This is a genomic window from Curtobacterium sp. P97 (genome assembly GCF_023712445.1).
Classification (GTDB): Bacteria; Actinomycetota; Actinomycetes; order Actinomycetales; family Microbacteriaceae; genus Curtobacterium.
The window spans coordinates 97018-116240 of record NZ_JAMAYF010000006.1; the positions used below are offsets into that span (position 1 = coordinate 97018).

Annotated in this window: 15 protein-coding genes; 8 read left to right on the top strand and 7 right to left on the bottom strand. The window is 74.5% G+C overall.

Going from position 1 to position 19223, the window contains the following annotated elements:
• Positions 1–104: 104 nt before the first annotated feature.
• The 5 genes from M3677_RS08240 to M3677_RS08260 all read left to right on the top strand — a co-directional run bounded on the left by M3677_RS08240 (position 105) and on the right by M3677_RS08260 (position 5422).
• Positions 105–1106 (top strand): glycosyltransferase, encoded by a 1002-nt coding sequence (locus tag M3677_RS08240; RefSeq protein WP_066654252.1) that lies wholly within the window; start codon positions 105–107, stop codon positions 1104–1106.
• A complete protein-coding gene (locus tag M3677_RS08245) occupies positions 1103–2509 on the top strand; it encodes a glycosyltransferase (RefSeq protein WP_251160229.1) in 1407 nt (468 codons plus the stop codon). The genes M3677_RS08240 and M3677_RS08245 overlap by 4 nt, the downstream gene beginning before the upstream one ends.
• Positions 2506–3132, top strand: a complete 627-nt coding sequence (locus M3677_RS08250) for an SIS domain-containing protein (protein WP_066654250.1) — start codon at positions 2506–2508, stop codon at positions 3130–3132. Before M3677_RS08245 ends, M3677_RS08250 begins: the two co-directional genes overlap by 4 nt.
• Positions 3129–4580, top strand: a complete 1452-nt coding sequence (locus M3677_RS08255; RefSeq protein ID WP_209682638.1) for a PfkB family carbohydrate kinase — start codon at positions 3129–3131, stop codon at positions 4578–4580. The genes M3677_RS08250 and M3677_RS08255 overlap by 4 nt, the downstream gene beginning before the upstream one ends.
• Positions 4581–4717: 137 nt before the next feature.
• Entirely contained in the window at positions 4718–5422 is a 705-nt protein-coding gene (locus tag M3677_RS08260) for an SDR family oxidoreductase (RefSeq protein WP_066654246.1), read from the top strand.
• A gap of 384 nt (positions 5423–5806) precedes the next feature.
• Here the strand turns inward: M3677_RS08260 and M3677_RS08265 are convergent, their stop codons facing one another.
• Entirely contained in the window at positions 5807–6928 is a 1122-nt protein-coding gene (locus M3677_RS08265; protein ID WP_209682640.1) for a glycosyltransferase family 9 protein, read from the bottom strand.
• Positions 6929–7084: 156 nt separating this feature from the next.
• Here M3677_RS08265 and M3677_RS08270 point away from each other — a divergent pair, with 156 nt between their 5' ends.
• The 3 genes from M3677_RS08270 to M3677_RS08280 are packed head-to-tail and all read left to right on the top strand — an operon-like array spanning position 7085 to position 10943.
• Entirely contained in the window at positions 7085–8506 is a 1422-nt protein-coding gene (locus M3677_RS08270) for an aldehyde dehydrogenase (protein ID WP_209682643.1), read from the top strand.
• A complete protein-coding gene (gene rfaE2, locus M3677_RS08275) occupies positions 8503–10056 on the top strand; it encodes a D-glycero-beta-D-manno-heptose 1-phosphate adenylyltransferase (RefSeq protein ID WP_209682645.1) in 1554 nt (517 codons plus the stop codon). Before M3677_RS08270 ends, rfaE2 begins: the two co-directional genes overlap by 4 nt.
• On the top strand, positions 10053–10943 hold the full coding sequence (locus M3677_RS08280; RefSeq protein ID WP_066654242.1) for a glycosyltransferase family 2 protein: 891 nt from the start codon (positions 10053–10055) through the stop codon (positions 10941–10943). Before rfaE2 ends, M3677_RS08280 begins: the two co-directional genes overlap by 4 nt.
• 46 nt (positions 10944–10989) lie before the next feature.
• Here M3677_RS08280 and M3677_RS08285 read toward each other — a convergent pair whose 3' ends face one another.
• The 6 genes from M3677_RS08285 to M3677_RS08310 are packed head-to-tail and all read right to left on the bottom strand — an operon-like array spanning position 10990 to position 18988.
• A complete protein-coding gene (locus tag M3677_RS08285) occupies positions 10990–11646 on the bottom strand; it encodes a TetR/AcrR family transcriptional regulator (RefSeq protein WP_251160230.1) in 657 nt (218 codons plus the stop codon).
• Positions 11643–13688, bottom strand: coding sequence for a CocE/NonD family hydrolase (locus M3677_RS08290; protein ID WP_251160231.1), 2046 nt, complete (start codon positions 13686–13688; stop codon positions 11643–11645). Before M3677_RS08290 ends, M3677_RS08285 begins: the two co-directional genes overlap by 4 nt.
• A complete protein-coding gene (locus M3677_RS08295) occupies positions 13685–15517 on the bottom strand; it encodes an ABC transporter ATP-binding protein (protein WP_251160232.1) in 1833 nt (610 codons plus the stop codon). The genes M3677_RS08290 and M3677_RS08295 overlap by 4 nt, the downstream gene beginning before the upstream one ends.
• The gene (locus M3677_RS08300) at positions 15514–16392 is read right to left on the bottom strand and encodes an ABC transporter permease (RefSeq protein WP_209682656.1); all 879 of its coding nucleotides are present in this window, start codon (positions 16390–16392) and stop codon (positions 15514–15516) included. Before M3677_RS08300 ends, M3677_RS08295 begins: the two co-directional genes overlap by 4 nt.
• Positions 16389–17390, bottom strand: coding sequence for an ABC transporter permease (locus tag M3677_RS08305; protein WP_209682659.1), 1002 nt, complete (start codon positions 17388–17390; stop codon positions 16389–16391). Before M3677_RS08305 ends, M3677_RS08300 begins: the two co-directional genes overlap by 4 nt.
• Complete coding sequence (locus M3677_RS08310; RefSeq protein WP_251160233.1) at positions 17387–18988, bottom strand: ABC transporter substrate-binding protein; 1602 nt, start codon at positions 18986–18988, stop codon at positions 17387–17389. Before M3677_RS08310 ends, M3677_RS08305 begins: the two co-directional genes overlap by 4 nt.
• Between the last annotated feature and the right edge of the window lie 235 nt (positions 18989–19223).

Consider the following 19223-nt stretch of genomic DNA (forward strand, 5'->3'; position numbering starts at 1 on the left):
TGCGCCACTGCTCCTCCTGCTCCTCTTCCCGGCACCCGCGCAGCGCGCGCGAGCGCCGGCGGGGCAGCTGTCCGGAGGGGCACCGAACCGTCGAAAGGCCCTGCATGCGGATCCTCGTGTGGCACGTGCACGGCGGCTGGATGGACGCCTTCGTCCGCGGCCCCCACGAGTACCTCATCCCCACCACACCGGCCCGCGACGGCTGGGGGCTCGGGCGGGGCGGCCGCGACTGGCCGGCGAACGCGATCGAGATCGACCCGGCCGACGTCGCCGACGCCGAGGTCGACGTGGTCGTCCTGCAGCGCACCGAGGAGCTCGAGGAGGCCCGTCGCCTGCTCCGCGGCCGCGAGGTCCCCGTGGTCTTCGTCGAGCACAACGCCCCGCGCGTCGACGTCCCGAGCAGCCTGCACCCGATGCGAGACCGCGACGACCTGGTGATCGCGCACGTCACGCACTGGAACGCCCTCATGTGGGACTGCGGCACGACCCGCACGACGGTGGTCGAGCACGGCGTCGTCGACCCGGGCCCGCTCTACACCGGCGCACTCGAGCGCTTCGGTGTCGTCATCAACGAACCGGTCCGCCGCGGCCGTGTGGTCGGCACGGACCTGCTCCCCCGCTTCGCCGAGGTCGCACCCGTCGACCTCTGGGGCATGGGCACCGACCGGCTCCCCGAACTCGGGTTCGGCGACCGCGTCGTCGCCCTCGGCGACGTCCCCGCAGACCCCATGCACGCCGCACTCGCGCAACGACGCGCGTACGTGCACCCGAACCGCTGGACGTCGCTCGGCCTGTCGCTGATCGAGTCGATGCACATGGCGATGCCGGTCCTCGTGCTCGCGACGACCGACGCACCACGGACCGTGCCCGCCGAGGCCGGCGCGATCGCGACCGACGTCGACGAGCTGGTCCGTGCCTCCAGGACGCTCCTGGAGGACCCCGAGGAGGCCCGTCGCCGCGGTGCCGTCGCCCGAGAGGCCGCGCTCGAGCGGCACGCGCTCGGCCGGTACCTGGCGGACTGGGACGACCTCCTCGACGACGCCGTCGCGCGTGGTGCGCGACGCGGACGCGCGGCGGACGCCGCGCTGGAAGGGAGCCTCCGATGAAGATCGCGATGGTGTCCGAGCACGCGAGCCCGCTCGCGGTGCTCGGCGGAGTCGACGCCGGTGGACAGAACGTGCACGTCGCCGAGCTGTCCGCGGCCCTCGCGGACCGCGGCCACCAGGTGACCGTGTACACGCGGCGCGACGACGCCGACCAGCCCGTCCGCGTGCTGCTGCGCCCGGGCGTCGAGGTCGTGCAGGTCGACGCCGGGCCCGCCCGCCACGTCCCGAAGGACGACCTGTTCCCGTTCATGGACACGTTCGCCTCGGTGCTCGCGGCGGAGTGGTTCGTCGACCGCCCCGACGTGGTGCACGGGCACTTCTGGATGTCCGGGTACGCCGCGCTCGAGGCCGTCAAGCAGGTCCACGCCCGCACCGGTGGCGTCCGGATCCCGGTCGTGCAGACCTTCCACGCGCTGGGCGTCGTGAAGCGTCGCCACCAGGGCACCGCCGACACGAGTCCCGCGGAGCGCGAGTGGATCGAGCCCGCCGTGGGCCGGAGCGTCGACCAGGTCGTCGCGACGTGCTCCGACGAGGCCTTCGAGCTCAAGACCCTCGGCGTGCCGCTGCACGCCATCTCCGTGGTGCCGTGCGGTGTGGACACCGAGCTCTTCCGGCCGGACGGCCCCGTCGAGGAGCGTGGGCGCCCCTTCCGGGTGCTCACCGCGTCGCGCCTGGTGCGCCGGAAGGGTGTCGGCACGACCATCGCCGCGCTCGCGAAGCTGCTCGACGAGGGCCGCGAGGCCGAGCTCGTGGTGGTCGGCGGAGCCGGCACGGCCGGAGCCGACCTCGCCGACGACCCGGAGTACCAGCGCCTCGACGCCCTGGCCCGGTCGCTCGGGGTGCGCGAGCACGTGAGCTTCCGCGGCCAGCTCGGGCAGCACGACATGCCCGCCGTCTACCGCAGCGCCGACGTCGTCGTGTGCGCCCCCTGGTACGAGCCCTTCGGCATCGTGCCGCTCGAGGCCATGGCGTGCGGTCGTCCCGTCGTCGCGTCGAGCGTCGGCGGACTCATCGACACCGTCGTGGAGGACGCCACCGGCCTGCACGTCCCGCCCCGCGACGAGGAGGCCGTGGCCGCCGCCGTGGGCGCGCTGATCGACGACCGCGAGCGGCGCGACGCGTACGGACGCGCGGGTCGCGAGCGCGCCGAGTCCCGGTACACCTGGCACAAGGTCGCCGCCGAGAGCGAGCGCGTGTACGAGCGCCTCGTCGCCGGCGCCGCGAACGGCCTCGCCACGCCCGCCGTCGCGGCCACCGGGACCGACACGGCACCCGTGTCGAACGACCCCGTCGGGATCACCCCCGCCACGACCATCCCGGGCGCCCGTCCCGGACGCGCCGGACGGACCGCCCGCCCGACGCCCGCGGTGCTGCCGCACCCGACGGAGAGGACCGCACGATGACCATCGAGCAGCAGACCGGCACGCGTGAGCCGGAGACCGAGAGCGCCAGCGTCCGGACCGTCGTCGACCACATCGCCGCCTCGGTGCCCGTGATCGCCTCGCTCGTCGACCACAAGGACCACATCGCGGCGTGGGCGGACGACATCGCCGCACGGCTCGTCGCCGGCCGTCGGCTGCTCGCCGCGGGCAACGGCGGCTCGGCGGCGGAGGCCCAGCACCTCACCTCCGAGCTGACCGGTCGCTTCGACGGGGACCGTCCGGCGTACTCGGCGATCTCCCTGCACGCCGAGAGCTCCGCCGTCACCGCGATCGGGAACGACTACGGCTACGACCAGGTCTTCGCCCGCCAGGTGACGGCGCACGCGCGCGCCGGTGACGTCGTCGTGCTGCTCAGCACGAGCGGCAAGAGCCCGAACCTGCTCCGCGCGGCCGAGGCCGCCCGGGCCGTCGGTGCACGCTCGATCGCGATGACCGGCCCCGGGCCGAACCCGCTCGCCGACGCGGTCGACGACGCGATCCGCATCGAGGGCCCCTCGGCCAACGTGCAGGAGGCGCAGCTCGTCCTCGTGCACGCCCTCTGCCGTGCGATGGAGCCGGCCCTCCGCCGCGGCGGCCGCCGGTGAGCGGCACGGAGCGCACCGCCAGCGCGACGCCGGGCTCCGGCGACGGCACCCGGCGTCGCATCGTCGTCGTCGGCGACACCCTGCTCGACGTCGACGTCTCGGGCACGAGCGAACGGCTCAGCCCGGACGCCCCCGTCCCGGTCGTCGACGTCCGGACCGACGACCGTCGTGCCGGGGGCGCCGGCCTGGTCGCCTCGATGCTCGTACGCGACGGCCACGACGTGACGCTCGTCACCGTGCTGAGCGACGACGATCGTGCCGACGAGATCCGCGCCCTGCTGCCCGACGTGCACGTCGTCGCCGGTCCGTCCGGTGCGCCGACCCCGGTGAAGACCCGCGTCCGCGTGGTCGACCACGCGCTCGTCCGCATCGACGAGGGGTGCGCCACCCCGCCCGTCCCCGGCACGACCGCCGAGATGACCGCGGCGCTCGAGGGCGCCGACGCGATCGTCGTCGCCGACTACGGCCGTGGCGTCGCGGCCGCCGACGGGCTCCGTACCGCCCTCGCCGCCGTGGCCCGCACGACGCCGGTGGTGTGGGACCCGCACCCGAAGGGTGCCTCCCCCGTCGCGGGCACCGCGGTCGTGACCCCGAACACCAGCGAGGCCCGGCGCTTCACCGACCTGTCCGGCGAGGGCGTGCCCTTCGCCACGGACGCCGCGGCCGAGCTCGTCCGGACCTGGGACGTCGACGCCGTCGCCGTCACGATGGGCGACCGCGGCGCCCTCGTCGCGTCGCGCCGCAGCGGGGACGGCACCCGGCCGGCCGCGCTGGACAGCCGGTTCGTCCCGGCCCCGTCGGTCACCGCCGGCGACCCGTGCGGCGCCGGTGACCGCCTCGCCGCGGGCGTCGCCATCGCCCTCGCCGAGGGTGCTGACGTCGCCGAGGCCGTCGCCGCGGGCGTGCTCGCTGCCTCGGAGTACCTCGCAGCCGGCGGCGTGACCGCGCTGTTCGCCGACGACGGCCCGGCTCCGGTGCCCGTCCCCGGCGTGGACCGCGACGCGCTGCGCGTCGTGCACGACGTCCGCAGCGCCGGTGGGACCGTCGTCGCCACCGGCGGCTGCTTCGACCTGCTCCACGCCGGGCACGCCCGCACGCTCTCCGCAGCGCGGGCGCTCGGCGACTGCCTGGTGGTCTGCCTCAACTCGGACGACTCGGTGCGCGCCCTCAAGGGGCCGGAGCGCCCGATCATGACGCAGGACGACCGGGTCGAGCTGCTGCTCGCGCTCGACTGCGTCGACGCCGTGGTCGTCTTCGACGAGCACACCCCGGACGAGGCCCTCCGCCGCTTCCGCCCGGACGTCTGGGCGAAGGGCGGCGACTACGCCGCGAGCGAGCTCCCCGAGGCAGCCACGCTCGCCGAGTGGGGCGGTCGGGTCGTCACCGTCCCGTTCCACCCCGGTCGGTCCACCACGCGGCTCGCCGCGGCACTCGCCGCGGTCGGCTGAGGACCCACCCCGACCACACGTCGGACGGGAGGCACGGCGCACCGCCGCCACGGGCCTCCCGTCCGTCACCGGTCACCACACACGTCCCGTCGGCACCGCCGACGGACCGGCACCACGCCACTCCCGGAAGGAAGTCCATGCCCGTCCCCACCACCCCCATCGGTCGCGTCCTCGTCACCGGCGGCGCCTCCGGTCTCGGCGCGGCCGTCGTCGCCGCGGTCGTCGAGGCCGGCGGCACCCCCATCGTCCTCGACCTGCGCGTCGACGGCGTCCCGGAGGGCACCGACGCCGTCGCCGTGGACGTCACGGACACCGAGGCGACCGAGCGCGCCGTCCGCGAGGCCGCGGAGCGCCACGGCGGACTCGACGCCGTCGTCACCGCCGCGGGCATCGACAAGCCCGCGCCGATCGGCGGCATCTCGTCGGGCGACTGGGAGCGCATCGTCGGGGTCAACCTGCTCGGCACCGCCGCCGTGGTGCGCGCCGCGCTGCCCGCCCTCGAGGCGACGCACGGCCGCGTCGTGACGATCTCGTCGTCGCTCGCGCTCAAGGGCGTCGGCGACGGCACGGCCTACTCGGCGTCGAAGTTCGGCGTACGCGGCTTCTCGCAGGCGCTGGCCGCCGAGACCGCCGGGCGCATCGGTGTGACGAACATCATCCCCGCCGGCATGCGCACCGCGTTCTTCGAGGGCCGGACCGAGCAGTACAAGCCGGGCCCGGACGCGCAGCTCATCGAGCCGGAGTACGTGGCGAACTCGATCCTGTTCGCGCTGTCGCAGCCGGCCGGCTGTGAGATCCGCGAGCTGTCGATCATGCCCGCGACGGAGCCCAGCTGGCCGTAGGCCCCGCTGACGACGCAACGGGAGGCGCGGTGCCGGTCGGTACCGCGCCTCCCGTCACGTCCGTGGCCGGCCCGGCCCGCTCCATCGGTCGCCTCCGTCCGCCGAGCGGGCCAGATCTGTCACGCTCGGCAGCGCACGCCGACAGATTGCGCCCGCGCGCCGGCACGCCTCCGGCGTGTCCTGCCCGGTCGGGGTCGTCCCCGTCTGCCCGGACTCGTTCGCGTCCGCTCGCTCCCGCCCTGCCGAGCGGGCCCGATCCGTCACGCTCGACGCCGCCCGGCGACGAATCGCGCACGCTCGGCGCAGTGCGCGTGGCACGTCCCGCCCGATCGCTCGGTTCCCGACGGGGTCGGAGCCGGCGTCCGGGTGCACTCCTGCGCCGGCTCAGACGACCGGTGCGGCCGTTCGCTCCCGGGGTCGCACGGTCGCGAGGAGGTCCTCGACGTCGGTGAGCACGGCCTCGGGCTGGACCTCGTCGACGTACGACGGGTCGTGCTCGCAGCGCTCAGCGGTCCACCCGACCTGGGTCACGTCGATGCCGCACACCGGGCAGCGCGTGACGAAGGACATGTGCACCCGGTGCCGTCCGCGGTCGATCGGGCCCGCGTTCACCACGTTGCCGAACCAGAACACGCCGACCGTGGGGGTGCCGACCGCGACGGCGAGGTGCCGCGGGCCGGAGTCGTCGCCGACCATGACGTCAGCGGCCGCGAGCACCGCGGGGAGCTCCGCGAGCGGCAGGGCGTCGGTCAGGTCGTGGAGACGGTCGTGCAGGGCCACCGGCACGGCACCGCGGATGGCCTGCGCCGCCGGCACGTCCGTCGCGTCGCCGACGAGCACGACGTCGTCGCCGGCGTCGAGCCGCGCGGACACCACGGCTGCGAACCGCTCGGGGCTCCACCGGCGCCGCGGGTCCGTCGCGCCGGGGTGCACGGCCACCAGGTGGCCGGCGACGCCGAGGCGGTCGCGCACGGCACGGCGCTCCTCGGCGCTCACGTGCACGCGCGGGTCCAGGGTGACCGGGGCGGCACCGGCGAGCGAGACGACTTCGAGCCCGCGGAGCACCTCGTGCTGGTAGTAGACGTAGCGGACCCACCGCTCCAGGACCTCGGCGTCCTCGGTCGCGGTGCCGACGGTGTGCGGTGCGGCGAGGCGCAGCAGGAACGGGTTCGAGTTCCGACCGCCGCCGTGCAGCTGGACGGCGAGGTCGAACCGGCCGCGGAGCCGCGACTCGAAGTCGTGCAGCGCCGGCGCACCCTCCCCGGCGTCCCGCACCCCGGGCGACACCGGGAGTTCCTCGAACGCGTGCACCGCGTCGGTCCGTCCGCGCAGGACCGCCGAGGCCAGCGGGCTCCCGAGCAGCGTGATGCGGGCGTCGGGGTACGCGGCGTGCAGCGCCTCGATCGCGGGGACCGCGAAGAGCAGGTCCCCCAGGCCACCGCCGCGGAGCACCGCGATCTCCCGGACGTCGTCGAAGCGTTCTCCACCGTTGCCGATCAGTTGCACCACACCCGTCTACCGGAACCGAGCCGAGAGCGCTGCCGGGCCGACGCCGTCCCGGACCCGACCGGTGCGCTCTCCGGACCGAGCACCCGAAACCGGCACCCCGCACAGGTCCCCGGGAGCAGCGTGGAACCGTACGCCCGTCTCCGGAAGGACACCATGACCCTCGCCACCCCGTCAGCGACCGCGACCGACACCGACCACATGGTCGTCACCGACCCCGTCGACGGGTCGATCGCCACGACGACCCCGCGCTCCACGAGCGAGGACGTCGCGAACGCTGTCGCGCGCGCACGGGCGGCCGCACCCGCGTGGGCGCGCACCGCACCGGCGGAGCGCGGAGCCCTGCTGCACGCAGCAGCAGCGCACCTCCGTGACCACGCCCAGGAGCTCGCCGACCTGAACACCCGCGAGACCGGGAAGGTGCCCGGCGACGCGATGGGCGGCGTGCAGGCCGGCATCGGGACGCTCGTGCAGTACGCCGAGCTCGGCCCGGTCCACCGCGGCGAGGCGCTCCGCGGGCAGTTCGGTGCGGCCGACTGGTCGGTCCCCCACCCCCGCGGCGTGGTGCTCGCCCTGACGCCGTGGAACGACCCGGTGGCCGTGGCGCTCGGGATCCTCGGTGCCGCGCTCGTCACCGGGAACACCGTGGTGCACAAGGGCAGCGAGCGGTGCCCCGGCACGATCGCCCGGCTGAACACGCTGCTGGCCGAGGTCCTGCCGGAGGGCGTCCTGGTGGGCGTCGACGGTGACGCCTCGACCGGCGAGGCGCTGCTCGAGCAGGACGGCATCGACGTGTACGCCCACGTCGGCTCCACCGCCACCGGCGACCGCCTCTCCGAGGTCGCCGCGAGCACGCGCGCGCACGTCATCCGCGAGAACGGCGGCAACGACGCGGTCGTCGTGGACGCCGACGTGGACCCCGCGTGGGCCGCCGCACAGGTCGCGCTCGGCGCCTTCGCGAACACGGGTCAGATCTGCACGAGCGTCGAGCGCGTCTACGTGCACCGCGATGTCGCCGAGGAGTTCACCGCGGCGCTCGTCGCCGAGGCGGAGCGACGGACGGCATCGCCCGCCGCCGAGTTCGGTCCGCTCGTCGACGACCGGCTCCGCGGCACGGTGCAGGCGCACGTCGACGACGCCGTGCAGCGCGGCGCCACCGTGCGCACTGGCGGGACGACGCCCGGCGGTGTCGGCACGTTCTACCCGGCCACCGTCCTGACCGACTGCACCGACGACATGGTCGTGATGACCGAGGAGACCTTCGGTCCCCTCGCACCGGTCCGCGTCGTCGAGTCGTTCGACGAGGGCCTGCGCCTCGCCGCGGCCGACCGGTACGGCCTCGCCGCGACGGTGCTCACCGGCGACACCGGTCACGCCCTCCGCGCCGCAGCCGAGCTCCCCGTCGGCACCGTCAAGGTGAACGCGGTGTTCGGCGGCGCACCGGGCGGCAGCGCCCAGCCGCGCGGGGCCTCGGGCGCCGGCTTCGGCTACGGCCCGCACCTGCTCGACGAGATGACGACCACCACCGTCGTGCACCTCGAGTCCGCCCCCGCACGCACCACCGGAGGAACCCGATGACCGCCGACGTCCGTCTCGTCCGCGACCTGGTCGCCTCGGTCGACGACCGCGAACCGCTCGTCGTCGTCATCGGCGACTGCATCCTCGACCGCTGGACCGTCGGGGAGGCCGAGCGCGTCTCCCGCGAGGCCCCGGCGCCCGTGGTCCGTGTGACCGAGACGGTCGCCGTCCCGGGCGGCGCCGCGAACACGGCGGTGAACGCCCGCGCCCTCGGCGCCCGTGTCCGCATGGTCGGACTCATCGGTGACGACGAGTCCGGACGCGTCCTCCGCGACCGGCTCGAGACCGCCGGCGTCGACACGACCCACCTGGTCGAGGTCGCCGGTGCCCGCACCACCACGAAGTCGCGGGTGGTCGGCGGCGACCGCGTGGTCGTCCGCGTCGACGAGATCGCGGCGACGCCGGACGCGCACGCCGGTACCCGCCTCGGCGAGGCCGTCGCCCGCGCCGTCCGGGGCGCCGACGCCGCCGTGGTGTGCGACTACGGCCTCGGTGTGCAACCCGAGGACGTCGTGCCCGTCCTCGACCGCGACCGCCCCGGTACCGTCGTCGTCGATGCCCACGACCTGACGCGGTGGGCCGACCTGCACCCCGACCTGGTCACCCCGAACGCCGGCGAGACCGCCGGCCTGCTCGGTCGCGACCTCGGAGCCGGCTCGGCCCGGGTGCCGGTCGTCGTAGACGCCCGGCAGGAGGTCCTCGCCCGCAGCGGCGCCCGTGCGGCGGTCGTCACCCTCGACCGCGACGGCACCGTCCTGCTCGAGCCCGGCGCGGACCAGGCCTTCCGAACCCGCGCGACGCCGGCGTCGGAGCAGCAGGCATCCGGCGCGGGCGACACGTTCTGTGCCGCCGCCACGGTCGCCCTGGCCGTGCGTGCTCCGCTCCGTGACGCGATCGCGGTGGCGCAGGCCGCCGCCGACGTCGTGGTCCGCGAGGCGGGCACCTCGGTCTGCACCGCCGCGGCCCTGATCGACTCCGTGACGGCCCCCGCCGCGACCGTGGTCGACCACGACGACCTCGCCCTGGCCGTCGACGCCGCCCGTGCCGCCGGCCGTCGCGTGGTCTTCACGAACGGCTGCTTCGACGTCGTGCACCGCGGGCACACCACCTACCTCCGGCAGGCCCGCGAGCTCGGCGACCTGCTCGTGGTCGCCCTCAACGACGACGACTCGGTCCGCCGGCTGAAGGGTCCGGAGCGTCCGATCAACACCGCCGAGGACCGGGCGGGCGTGCTCGCAGCCCTCGCCTGCGTCGACCTCGTGACCGTCTTCGCGACGGACACCCCGATCCCGCTCATCGAGCGCCTGCGCCCCGAGGTCTACGTCAAGGGCGGCGACTACTCCCCCGAGATGCTCGAGGAGACGGGGGTCGTCCGGGCGTACGGCGGTGAGGTCGTGATGGTCGACTACGTGCCGGAGCACTCGACGACCGCGGTCGTGCGGCGCATCCGCGAGGCCACCGCCGCCGCGGCCGCAGCCGCCGGCACGGCTCCGGCGACCGACACCGCGGACTCCACGGCACCCGCCGTCGAGCCCGACCCGGCACCGTGACCGCCGCCCGCTGGTCCGGTGCCTGGGCACGCCCCCGGACGGACGACCGCGGTCCGGCCGAGGTCGACGTCCTGGTGCCGACCGTCGGGCGGCCGGCCGAGCTCGCGACGACGCTCGCCGGGCTCGCGGCACAGACCGACGTCGACCTGCGCCTGGTCCTCAGCGACCAGTCAGCGGGCCAGGACGCCGCCTCCGAACCGGCGGTGGCCGCGATGCTCCGCGTCCTGGAGGCACAGGGCCGTCCCGTCACGCTCCTCGCCCACCCGGAACGGCGTGGTCTGGCGGAACACCGCCAGCACCTCCTCGACCACGCGACCGCTCCCGCGGTGCTCTACCTCGACGACGACGTCTGGCTCGAACCGGGCACCGTCCGCCGGATGCTCGACGCGCTCCGCGACCTGGGGTGCGGCTTCGTCGGCAGCGCCGTCCAGGGCCTGTCGTACCTGGAGGACCGTCGACCGCACGAGACCGCCGTGTTCGAACCGTGGGACGGCCCGGTCGTGCCCGAGGTCGTTCGCCGCGGGACGCCCGGCTTCGACCGGCTGTCGCTGCACAACGCCGCGAACCTGGCACACGTCGCAGCGGAGCTCGACGTCGAGACCGGAGGGTGGGTGCCCTACCGGGTCGCCTGGGTCGGCGCGTGCGTCGTCTACGACCGTGACGCCCTCGAACAGGTGGGGGGCTTCCGGTTCTGGGACGCCCTGCCCCCGCAGCACTCCGGCGAGGACGTCGTCGCGCAGTGGCGGGTGATGGAGCGCTTCGGCGGCGCGGGCATCCTGCCGTCCGGCGCCGTGCACCTCGAGAGCCCGACCACCGTGACCGACCGCCGGGTCGACGCTCCCGACGTCCTGTTCGACGACCACGAGACGAGCGCGCACCGGCGCTGACGTGCTCCGGCGCTGCCCCGCTCCGGCGGAGCAGGACCGGGGCACGTCAGCCCTCGTCGGGGGTCCCCTGCCCCGCGCCCGCGATCGTTGCCGCGTCGATCCCCAGCTCCTGGGACAGGAACCGCCACATCCACGCGAGCGCGACCGCGTTGGTGAGGGTCGGGACGCCCTGCGCGATCTGCGTCGCGACACCGTCGCTGTAGGCCGCGAGTCGCAGCGCCACGACCTCCGGGCCGTCGTCGGTGTGGAACACGCCGTCGGCGAGCCCGCGCTCGACCACACGGACGAGGCACGCCTCCCACACGCGGATCCGTTCGGCGTACTCCGCTGCGACCTCCGGCCGTCGGGCGACGGCGGTCCAGTAGTCCGACCAGATGCGCCAGTGCTGCCGGACCTGCTCGGTGTCGCCGAACAGTGGTCCGACGAGCATGCGGAGTCCGACCACGGGGTCCGGCTCGGCGTCCACCGCGGCGACGATCGCACCGTAGAAGCGCTCCGTCTCGAGCACGACGACCTCGTTGAGGATCTCCGCGACGCTGCCGAAGTGGTAGGTCACCGTGCCGACCGACACGTCCGCCGCCGCCGCGATGTCGCGGAGGCCCGTCGCGCCGACGCCGCGCTGCACGATGACCGCGCGCGCCGCGTCGACGATCATCGCCCGGCGCACCTCCGGACGCTGCCGGACGCGGGAGGCCCCGGTCACGCCGACGTCCTCGGGACCTCGTCGGTGAAGGTGTGCTCGGCGACGAGCACCTCGGGCGCTCCGGTCGCGCCGTCGCGGGCCCAGGCGCGCACGGTGTTCACCAGGTGGAAGGCGTCGGCCGTCGCGGTCACGTCCGACGTCGTCTCGACCCGTGCCGCCCAATCCGGCTGGTCGAGCCCGATCGCCCAGCGCGAGGTGGCACGAGCGCTCGTCGGGTCGTCCTGTCGGATCCGGTACGTCTCGCGCGCGTCCTCGGTGAAGACGAGCCCGTCCGGGTAGACGCGGCCGCCGCCGTACCCCGGGTCGACGTCGAGGGTCCACTCGCCGGTCTCCACGTCGTGCGTGACGGTCCGCTGCGGTAGCGGGTCGACGGGCGAGGTCCGCTCGATCGCGAGGGGGGTCGACCGGACCGGCTCCTCGAACCGCACACCGTCGTCCGTCGCCCTCGTCCACGTGGGCAGGGTGACCGACGACGTCGCCGGGTCGAGCGTCACGGTCGCCGCGGCACCGTGCGGCCAGACCCATGGCCAGTACGACGAGGACACCGCGAGCCGCACCCGGTGGCCCGCGGCGAAGCGGTGTCCGGTCGAGACGAGCCGGACGTCCAGCTCGGTCGGCACGCCGGGCTCGAGCGGGTCGGCACGGTCGGCTCCGGCCCGCTTCGCGGCGTTGCACACGCCGCGGGTCACGAGTGTGGAGGACCCGTCCGGCGCGACGTCGCACAGCCGGACCGTGAGCGTCGCCCGCGGGAGGTCGCTCGTCACGGTGAGGCGCACCGTGACGTTGCCGAGGACGTCGAACGCCTCGTCGACGGGCAGGTCGAAGCACACCGAGCGGCCGTCCTCGGCGCGCTGGTCCGGCGGCAGGTCGGTGGCGTTGCCGAACGGGAAGAACCGACCGGCGTCGACCCCGGTGTGCTGCGGCGACCGCACGACCACCGGGCCGTCCCCACCACCGCGCAGCAGGTCGAGGGGGACCGTGCGGTCGGCGGAGGCGGTCGACGGCCAGGCCTCGGCGGCGACCCACCGGCCCCGGCGCTCGGCGTAGTGGGTGGCGGGGGCCTCGCCCTCGTTGATCCAGGCGCGGAGGGCCGGGTCGTCCTCGACCCCGGTGTCGACGTCCTGCAACCACCGGTCCCACCACCGGAGCGTCTCCTGCAGGAACCCGATGGACGGCCCCGGCGCGAGACCGCGGTCCGGGTACTGGTGCGACCACGGACCGACGATGCCCTTCACCGGTGCGTCGACGTGCTCCACCAGGCGGAGCACGGCGTCCCGGTAGGGGTCCGCCCACCCGCCGACCGCGAGCACCGCTGCCCGGATCGCCGAGTGGTCCTCACCCGCGCTGCCGTGCCGCCAGTAGTCGTCGCGCTCCTGGTGCGACAGCCACACGGGGGTCATCGGCCGGTTCCGGTCCAGCCGTGCCCGCCACCGGTCGACCCAGTCCGGCCCGACGACCTCGGGACGCGGCGGTCGCGAGTTGAAGGCGAACATGGTGGCGCCCCAGGCCGTCATGTCGATGCCGAGGACCGCACCGCCGACGTAGTGCACGTCGTTGTCGTACCGGTCGTCGGTCGAGCACACCGTGACGATCGCCCGCAGGGCCGCCGGGGCCCGTGCGGCGAGCTGCAGCGCGTTGAAGCCACCCCACGAGATGCCGAACATCCCGACCGCACCCGAGGACCACGGCTGCGCGGCGAGCCACGCGATGACCGCCTCGCCGTCACGGAGCTCCTGCTCGCTGTACTCGTCGTCGAAGAAGCCGTCCGACGACCCCGTGCCGCGGATGTCGACCCGGACCGACGCGTACCCGTGCTGCGCGTACCAGGGGTGCCGTTCGGAGTCGCGGGGGGCGGTCCAGTCGTCGAGCCGGTACGGCAGGTACTCCAGGAGCACCGGCAGCGGTCCGTCGGGGTCGGCGGGAGCCCAGGTGCGCGCGTGCAGCCGGACGCCGTCGGGCATCGGGATCCACTCGTCCCGGACCGTGACGCCCTCGGGCAGCCGCAGGTCGGGACCGATCGCGGTCAGGTGCGGGGTGCTCATGCGTCCTCCCAGTTCCTCGTGCGGTGTCCGTCGCCGTGGTCCGTCCAGCCCGGGGCGTCCCGCCAGCGCTGCACGCCGTCGCCGACGTCGGGGAGCTCGGTCTGCCCCGGTTCGAGCGTCGCCCGCAGCAGGGTGCGCGTGTACGGGTGGTTCGTCCCGGTGAAGACGCGCTCGGTCGGACCGACCTCGACGATGCGCCCGCCGGTCATCACCGCCACCCGGTCGGCGACGCCCCGCACGACGGCGAGGTCGTGGCTGATGAACAGGCAGCTCAGCCCGCGCTCGCGGCGGAGGTCGTCGAGCAGCGCGAGGATGCCGGCCTGGACCTGCACGTCCAGCGCCGTGGTGATCTCGTCGGCGATCACGAGCCGGGGCTCGGCTGCCAGAGCGCGGGCGATGCCCACGCGCTGCCGTTGTCCGCCGGACAGCTGCGCCGGCAGCCGGTCGGCGTACTCCGGGCCGAGTCCGACCTGCGTGAGGAGTTCGCCGACGCGCGCCCGCGAGGAGCTCCCGGTGAACAGCCGGAGCGGCCGACCGACGGCAGCACCGACGGTGCGACGGGGGTTGAGCGAGGTGTCGGCGTTCTGGAACACGAGCTGCACGGCACGTCGGAGCTCCTGCGACCGCGCCGCGACCGGTTCGCGGAGGTCACCACGCACCGTGCCGTCGTCGTAGGTGAACGAGCCCGACTCGGCGGGCACGAGGCCGGCGAGGGTCGTCGCGAGCGTGGACTTCCCGCTGCCCGACTCCCCCACGACCGCGAGGGTCTCGCGCGGCGCGATGGCGAACGAGACACCGTCGACGGCGGCCGGCAGGCCGCGTCGGTACCGGACCACCAGGTCCTGGGCGTCGACGACGGGGCGCTCGACCGCCGGCTCGACCGGCGACCCGGGAGGCGCGCTGCCGGTCGCGGTGTCGGCGACCGTCCCAGGGACGCGCGCGTCGCGCCGGGGGCGGTCCGCGCCTCCCGTCCGGCGCTGCTCCGGCCGTCGCTGCTCCGGCCGTCGGCCGTCCGGTACCGCGGCGAGCAACGCGCGGGTGTACTCGTGCTGCGGCGCGGCGAAGAGCGCCGCCGTCGCGGCGTGCTCGACGACCTCACCGGCGCGCATGACGGCGATCTCGTCCGCCATCGCGGACACCACCCCGAGGTCGTGGCTCACGAGCAGCACGGCCATGCCGAGCTCGCGGCCCAGGTCGGCGACGAGGTCGAGGACGGCTGCCTGCGTGACCACGTCCAGTGCGGTCGTCGGTTCGTCGAGCACCAGGACGCGCGGGCGCGCGGCGACCGCCATGGCGATGGCGACGCGCTGCTGCTGCCCACCGGAGAGCTGGTGCGGGAAGCGCCGGACGATGGTGTCGGGGTCGGGGAGCCGGACGAGCCGCACGAGCTCCGCGACGCGGTCGGGCCCGTCGGGCTCGCCGTGTGCGCGCAGGGCCTCGCGGACCTGCTCCCCGACGCGCATCGACGGGGTGAGCGCCTGCCCGGCGTTCTGCGCCACGACCGAGGCCGTCCCGCCCCGCAGCGCCCGACGCCCCGCGGCCGAGAGGGCGAAGACGTCCTGACCGTCGACGAGGACCCGGCCGCCGGTGATGCGCGACCCGGCGCGCAGGTGTGCGAGCAGGGTGCGGGCCACGGTGGACTTGCCGCTGCCCGACTCACCGACGAGGCCGAGCGTGCGACCAGCGGCGACGCTGAAGGACACGCCGCGCACGACGGGCACCGTGCGACGCCCGGCGGCGTAGGACACGGCGAGGTCCTCGACGCGCACGAGCGGCCGCTGCTCGGGCTCCCCCGACTGCGGGCGGTGGACGGTCTGCTGGTCGGTCATGCGCCCGCTCCCTGCTGTGCGCGGTCGACGCCGAGCGACTTGGCCAGCCCGTCGGCGGCGAGGTTGAGGCCGACGACGAGCGTCGCCAGCGCCACGATCGGCGCGAGGGTGCCGAGCGGCACCACGGTCAGCGCCGTCCGGTTCTCCTGCACCATGAGCCCCCAGTCGGGCGTCGGTGGGTTCGCCCCGAAGCCGAGGAAGGACAGCGACGCGACGAGCAGGACGATCCAGGACGCCCGCATGGCGAACTCGACGAGGACGACGTCGAGCACGTTCGGCAGGATCTCGCGGAACACGATCGACACGGCGCGCTCGCCGCGGGCGCGGGCCGCGGTGACGTAGTCCTGCGTGATCACCGTCCGCGCGGCACCACGGACCACGCGGGTGACGGCGGGTGCGTAGACGACGGTCACCGCGAGCACGATGACCCAGAGTCCGGCGTCGAAGACGGTCACGACGACGAGGAGTGCGAGGATCGAGGGCACGCTGAGCAGCGCGTCGACCACGCGCATGACGACCTCGTCGAACCAGTTGTCCGCGTACGCCGTGACGCAGCCGAGGACGCTACCGACGGCGACGGCGATGGTGGTGGCGAGGAAGGTCACGAGCAGCGCGTACCGGCCGCCGTTGAGCGTGCGCGACAGCAGGTCGCGTCCGTACTGGTCCGTGCCGAGCCAGTGGGCCCAGCTCGGGCCGGCGAGCACGTCCGCGGCGTCCGTCGCGACGGGGTCGTGTCCGGCGATGACGGGCGCGAGCACCGCCAGCACGAGGTGCACGGCGATGAACGCGAGGCCGACGCCGAGTGCCGTCGAGCTGCGGAACGGCGCGACGGCCGCGCCGAGGACGCTGCGGGAGCCTGGGGCGACGGCGGTCATGCGTGGGCCTTCCGTGTGCTGCGGACCGGGCGGGTCCGGGTGCGGCGTTGCCGCGTACGGAGCTTCGGGTCGAGTGCGAGGGCGACGAGGTCGGCCGCGAGGTTGCAGACGACGTAGACGAGGGCGCTCAGGAGCGCGATCGCCTCGATGGTCGGCAGGTCGCGGTTCGAGACCGACTCGAGCATGAGCTTGCCCATGCCCGGGTAGTTGAAGACGTTCTCCACGACCACCACCCCGCCGAGCAGCCAGGCGACGTTGAGCGCGATGACGTTGAGCGTCGGCAGCAGCGCACTCGGCAGTGCGTGCTTCCACACCACCCTGCGCATCGTCAGGCCCTTGAGCTCGGCGGTGGTCACGAACTCGGACGCCATCACGTCGATGGTCGACGAGCGCGCGGTGCGGAGGATGTACGCCGCCATCGCGAGCGTCAGCACGACGATCGGCAGCCAGACGGTCGGCAGGAGTTCCGCGACGGTGGCGTCGCTCCCGCGGAGCACGACGGCCGGGAACACCGGCAGGCCGATCGCGAACAGCAGCACCAGGACGGTCGCGACCATGAACTCGGGGACGCTCATCACGAGGAGGCTGACGGTCGAGACGACCCGGTCGGTCGCACGACCGCGGCGGACACCCGCGAGCACGCCGAGCGCGAGCGACAGCGTCACGCCGACCAGCATCGCCGGGAGGGCGATGAGCATGCTGTTCCGGAACGCCGTGAGGAGCGTCGGCGCCACCGGCTCGCCGCTGACGAGCGACGTGCCGAAGTCGCCGTGTGCGGCGCCGGCGAGCCACTGCAGGTACCGGAGCCAGACGTTCTCGTCGAGCCCGAGGGTCGCCCGGAGCTGCTGGACCGCCTCGGGCGTGGCGTTCTGCCCGAGCAGCTGCTGCGCGACGTCGCCGGGCAGCGCCTGCACCGCGAGGAACACGAACAGTGATGCGAGGACCACCGTGAGCACGGCGATGCCGAGTCGACGGAGGGCGGGGACGAGGACGTTCATCGGCGCAGTCCGATCCGGAGCCAGTCGAACTCGAAGCCGTACTCCGAGTAGTTGACGACGTCGCGGGACAGCCCGACCAGGCGGTCCCCGAACATCGGGGTCATGTCGGCGCCGTCCTCGACGACGAGCCGCTGGGCGTCCTGGTAGAGCGTCCGGCGCTTCGCGTCGTCCATCTCGGCGCGGGCGTCGTCGAGGAGCGTGTCGAAGGTCGGGTTCGACCAGGCGCTCTCGTTGTAGGAGGATCCGGTGCGGAAGATCTGGTTGAGCAGCTGGTCGATCGGTCGCCCGGTGAACCAGTAGCTCACCATGAGCGGCTTCTGCATCCAGATCTGGGTGTAGTAGGAGTCGGCGCTCGCGTTCCGGATCGTCAGCCGGATGCCCGCGTCGGCGACCGCGTCGCGGTAGGCCACCGCCATCGGGGTGAAGACCGACTCGTAGGACGACGTGTAGATGGACGTGCGGAGCCCCTCGGCACCGGCGGCCCGGAGCAGTGCGCGCGCCTTGTCCGGGTCGTGTTCGCGGTGCTCGTCGACGAAGGCGGCGAGCTGCGGTGGCACCGGGTTGTCCCAGCCGGGCGCCCCCGTGCCCTGCAGGGCCGTGTCGACGATCGTCCGCGGGTCGTACGCGAGCTTCATCGCCTGTCGGACCCTCGGGTCGGCGAACTCGTCACTCGTCGCGAGCATCGGGATCGTGTACCACTGCGCGTTCGTGGAGCGCGCGATCGTCGCGCGGTCCGAGGCCGCGACGACCCGGGCGGTGGCGAAGTCGAGGTTCGTCTGCGAGATGAGGTCGACCTGGCCCGCGAGCAGGGCGTTGACGCGCGCGGTGGTGTCCTGGACGGAGAAGAAGTCGATGCCGTCGAGCGTCGGGCGGCCCGCGAAGTGGTCCTCGAACGCCTCGACGCTCCCGGCACCGGCGGGCGTGAAGGACGAGAGGCGGAAGGGACCGGTGCCGATGCCCGTCCGGCCGATGTCCGCGACGGCGCCCGCCGGCACGATGTAGCACTGGTAGGCGGTGAGCAGCGACGGGAACTCGGCGTTCGGCTTCGTGAGCGCGAACCGGAGCGTGTACGGGTCGACCGCGGTCATCGACGAGGCGTCCATGACCTCACCGAGGACCCCGGCCTGCGGCGACGCGGTCGCCTCGTCGAGGATGTGCCGGATGCTCGCGATCGCGTCGTCCGCGGTGAACCGTGCGCCGTCGTGGAAGCGCACGCCACGCCGGAGACGGAACGTCCACTCGGTGCCGTCGGCGTTCGCGGACCACTCCTCGGCCAGGTCGGGCACGGTCGTCCCCTGCTCGTCGAGCCTGACCAGCCGGTTGTACAGGGCGCCGAGGTACTCGTAGGCGGACAGCGAGCTGGCCGAGTCGAGCGTCTCCGCGGCGGAGGCAGCGGGGCGTGCCACCCGGAGCCGTCCCCCCGCTCGGGTGGCGCCGGTCGCGGCGGCCTCGGGCAACGCCGCGGTGCCGGCTGCCGCGCCGGAGCTGCACCCGGTGAGCGTGAGCAGGCCGAGCCCGGCCAGCCCGGCGGCACCGGTCAGCAGTGTGCGCCGGCTGGGACCGCGGACGTCGCGGTCGTCGTGGACGATGGGTTGCATTCGGGGTGACCCCTCCTGGTAATCGTTCCGGTGAACGATAGAGGGAGGCGGCTCGGAGCGCGAGCCTCGCTCCTCGGCCCGACGGCCGCTCGGCGCCCCCTCGATGCCCGTGGGCGCACCGATCCGAGGGCATCGGTACGCTGGTGACGACGCGCTCCAGTGTTTACCGATCCGTTACACGGCGGGTCCGCGGGAGCGCCGGACCGAGCGGGACGGCGGGAAGCCGCCGCACCGA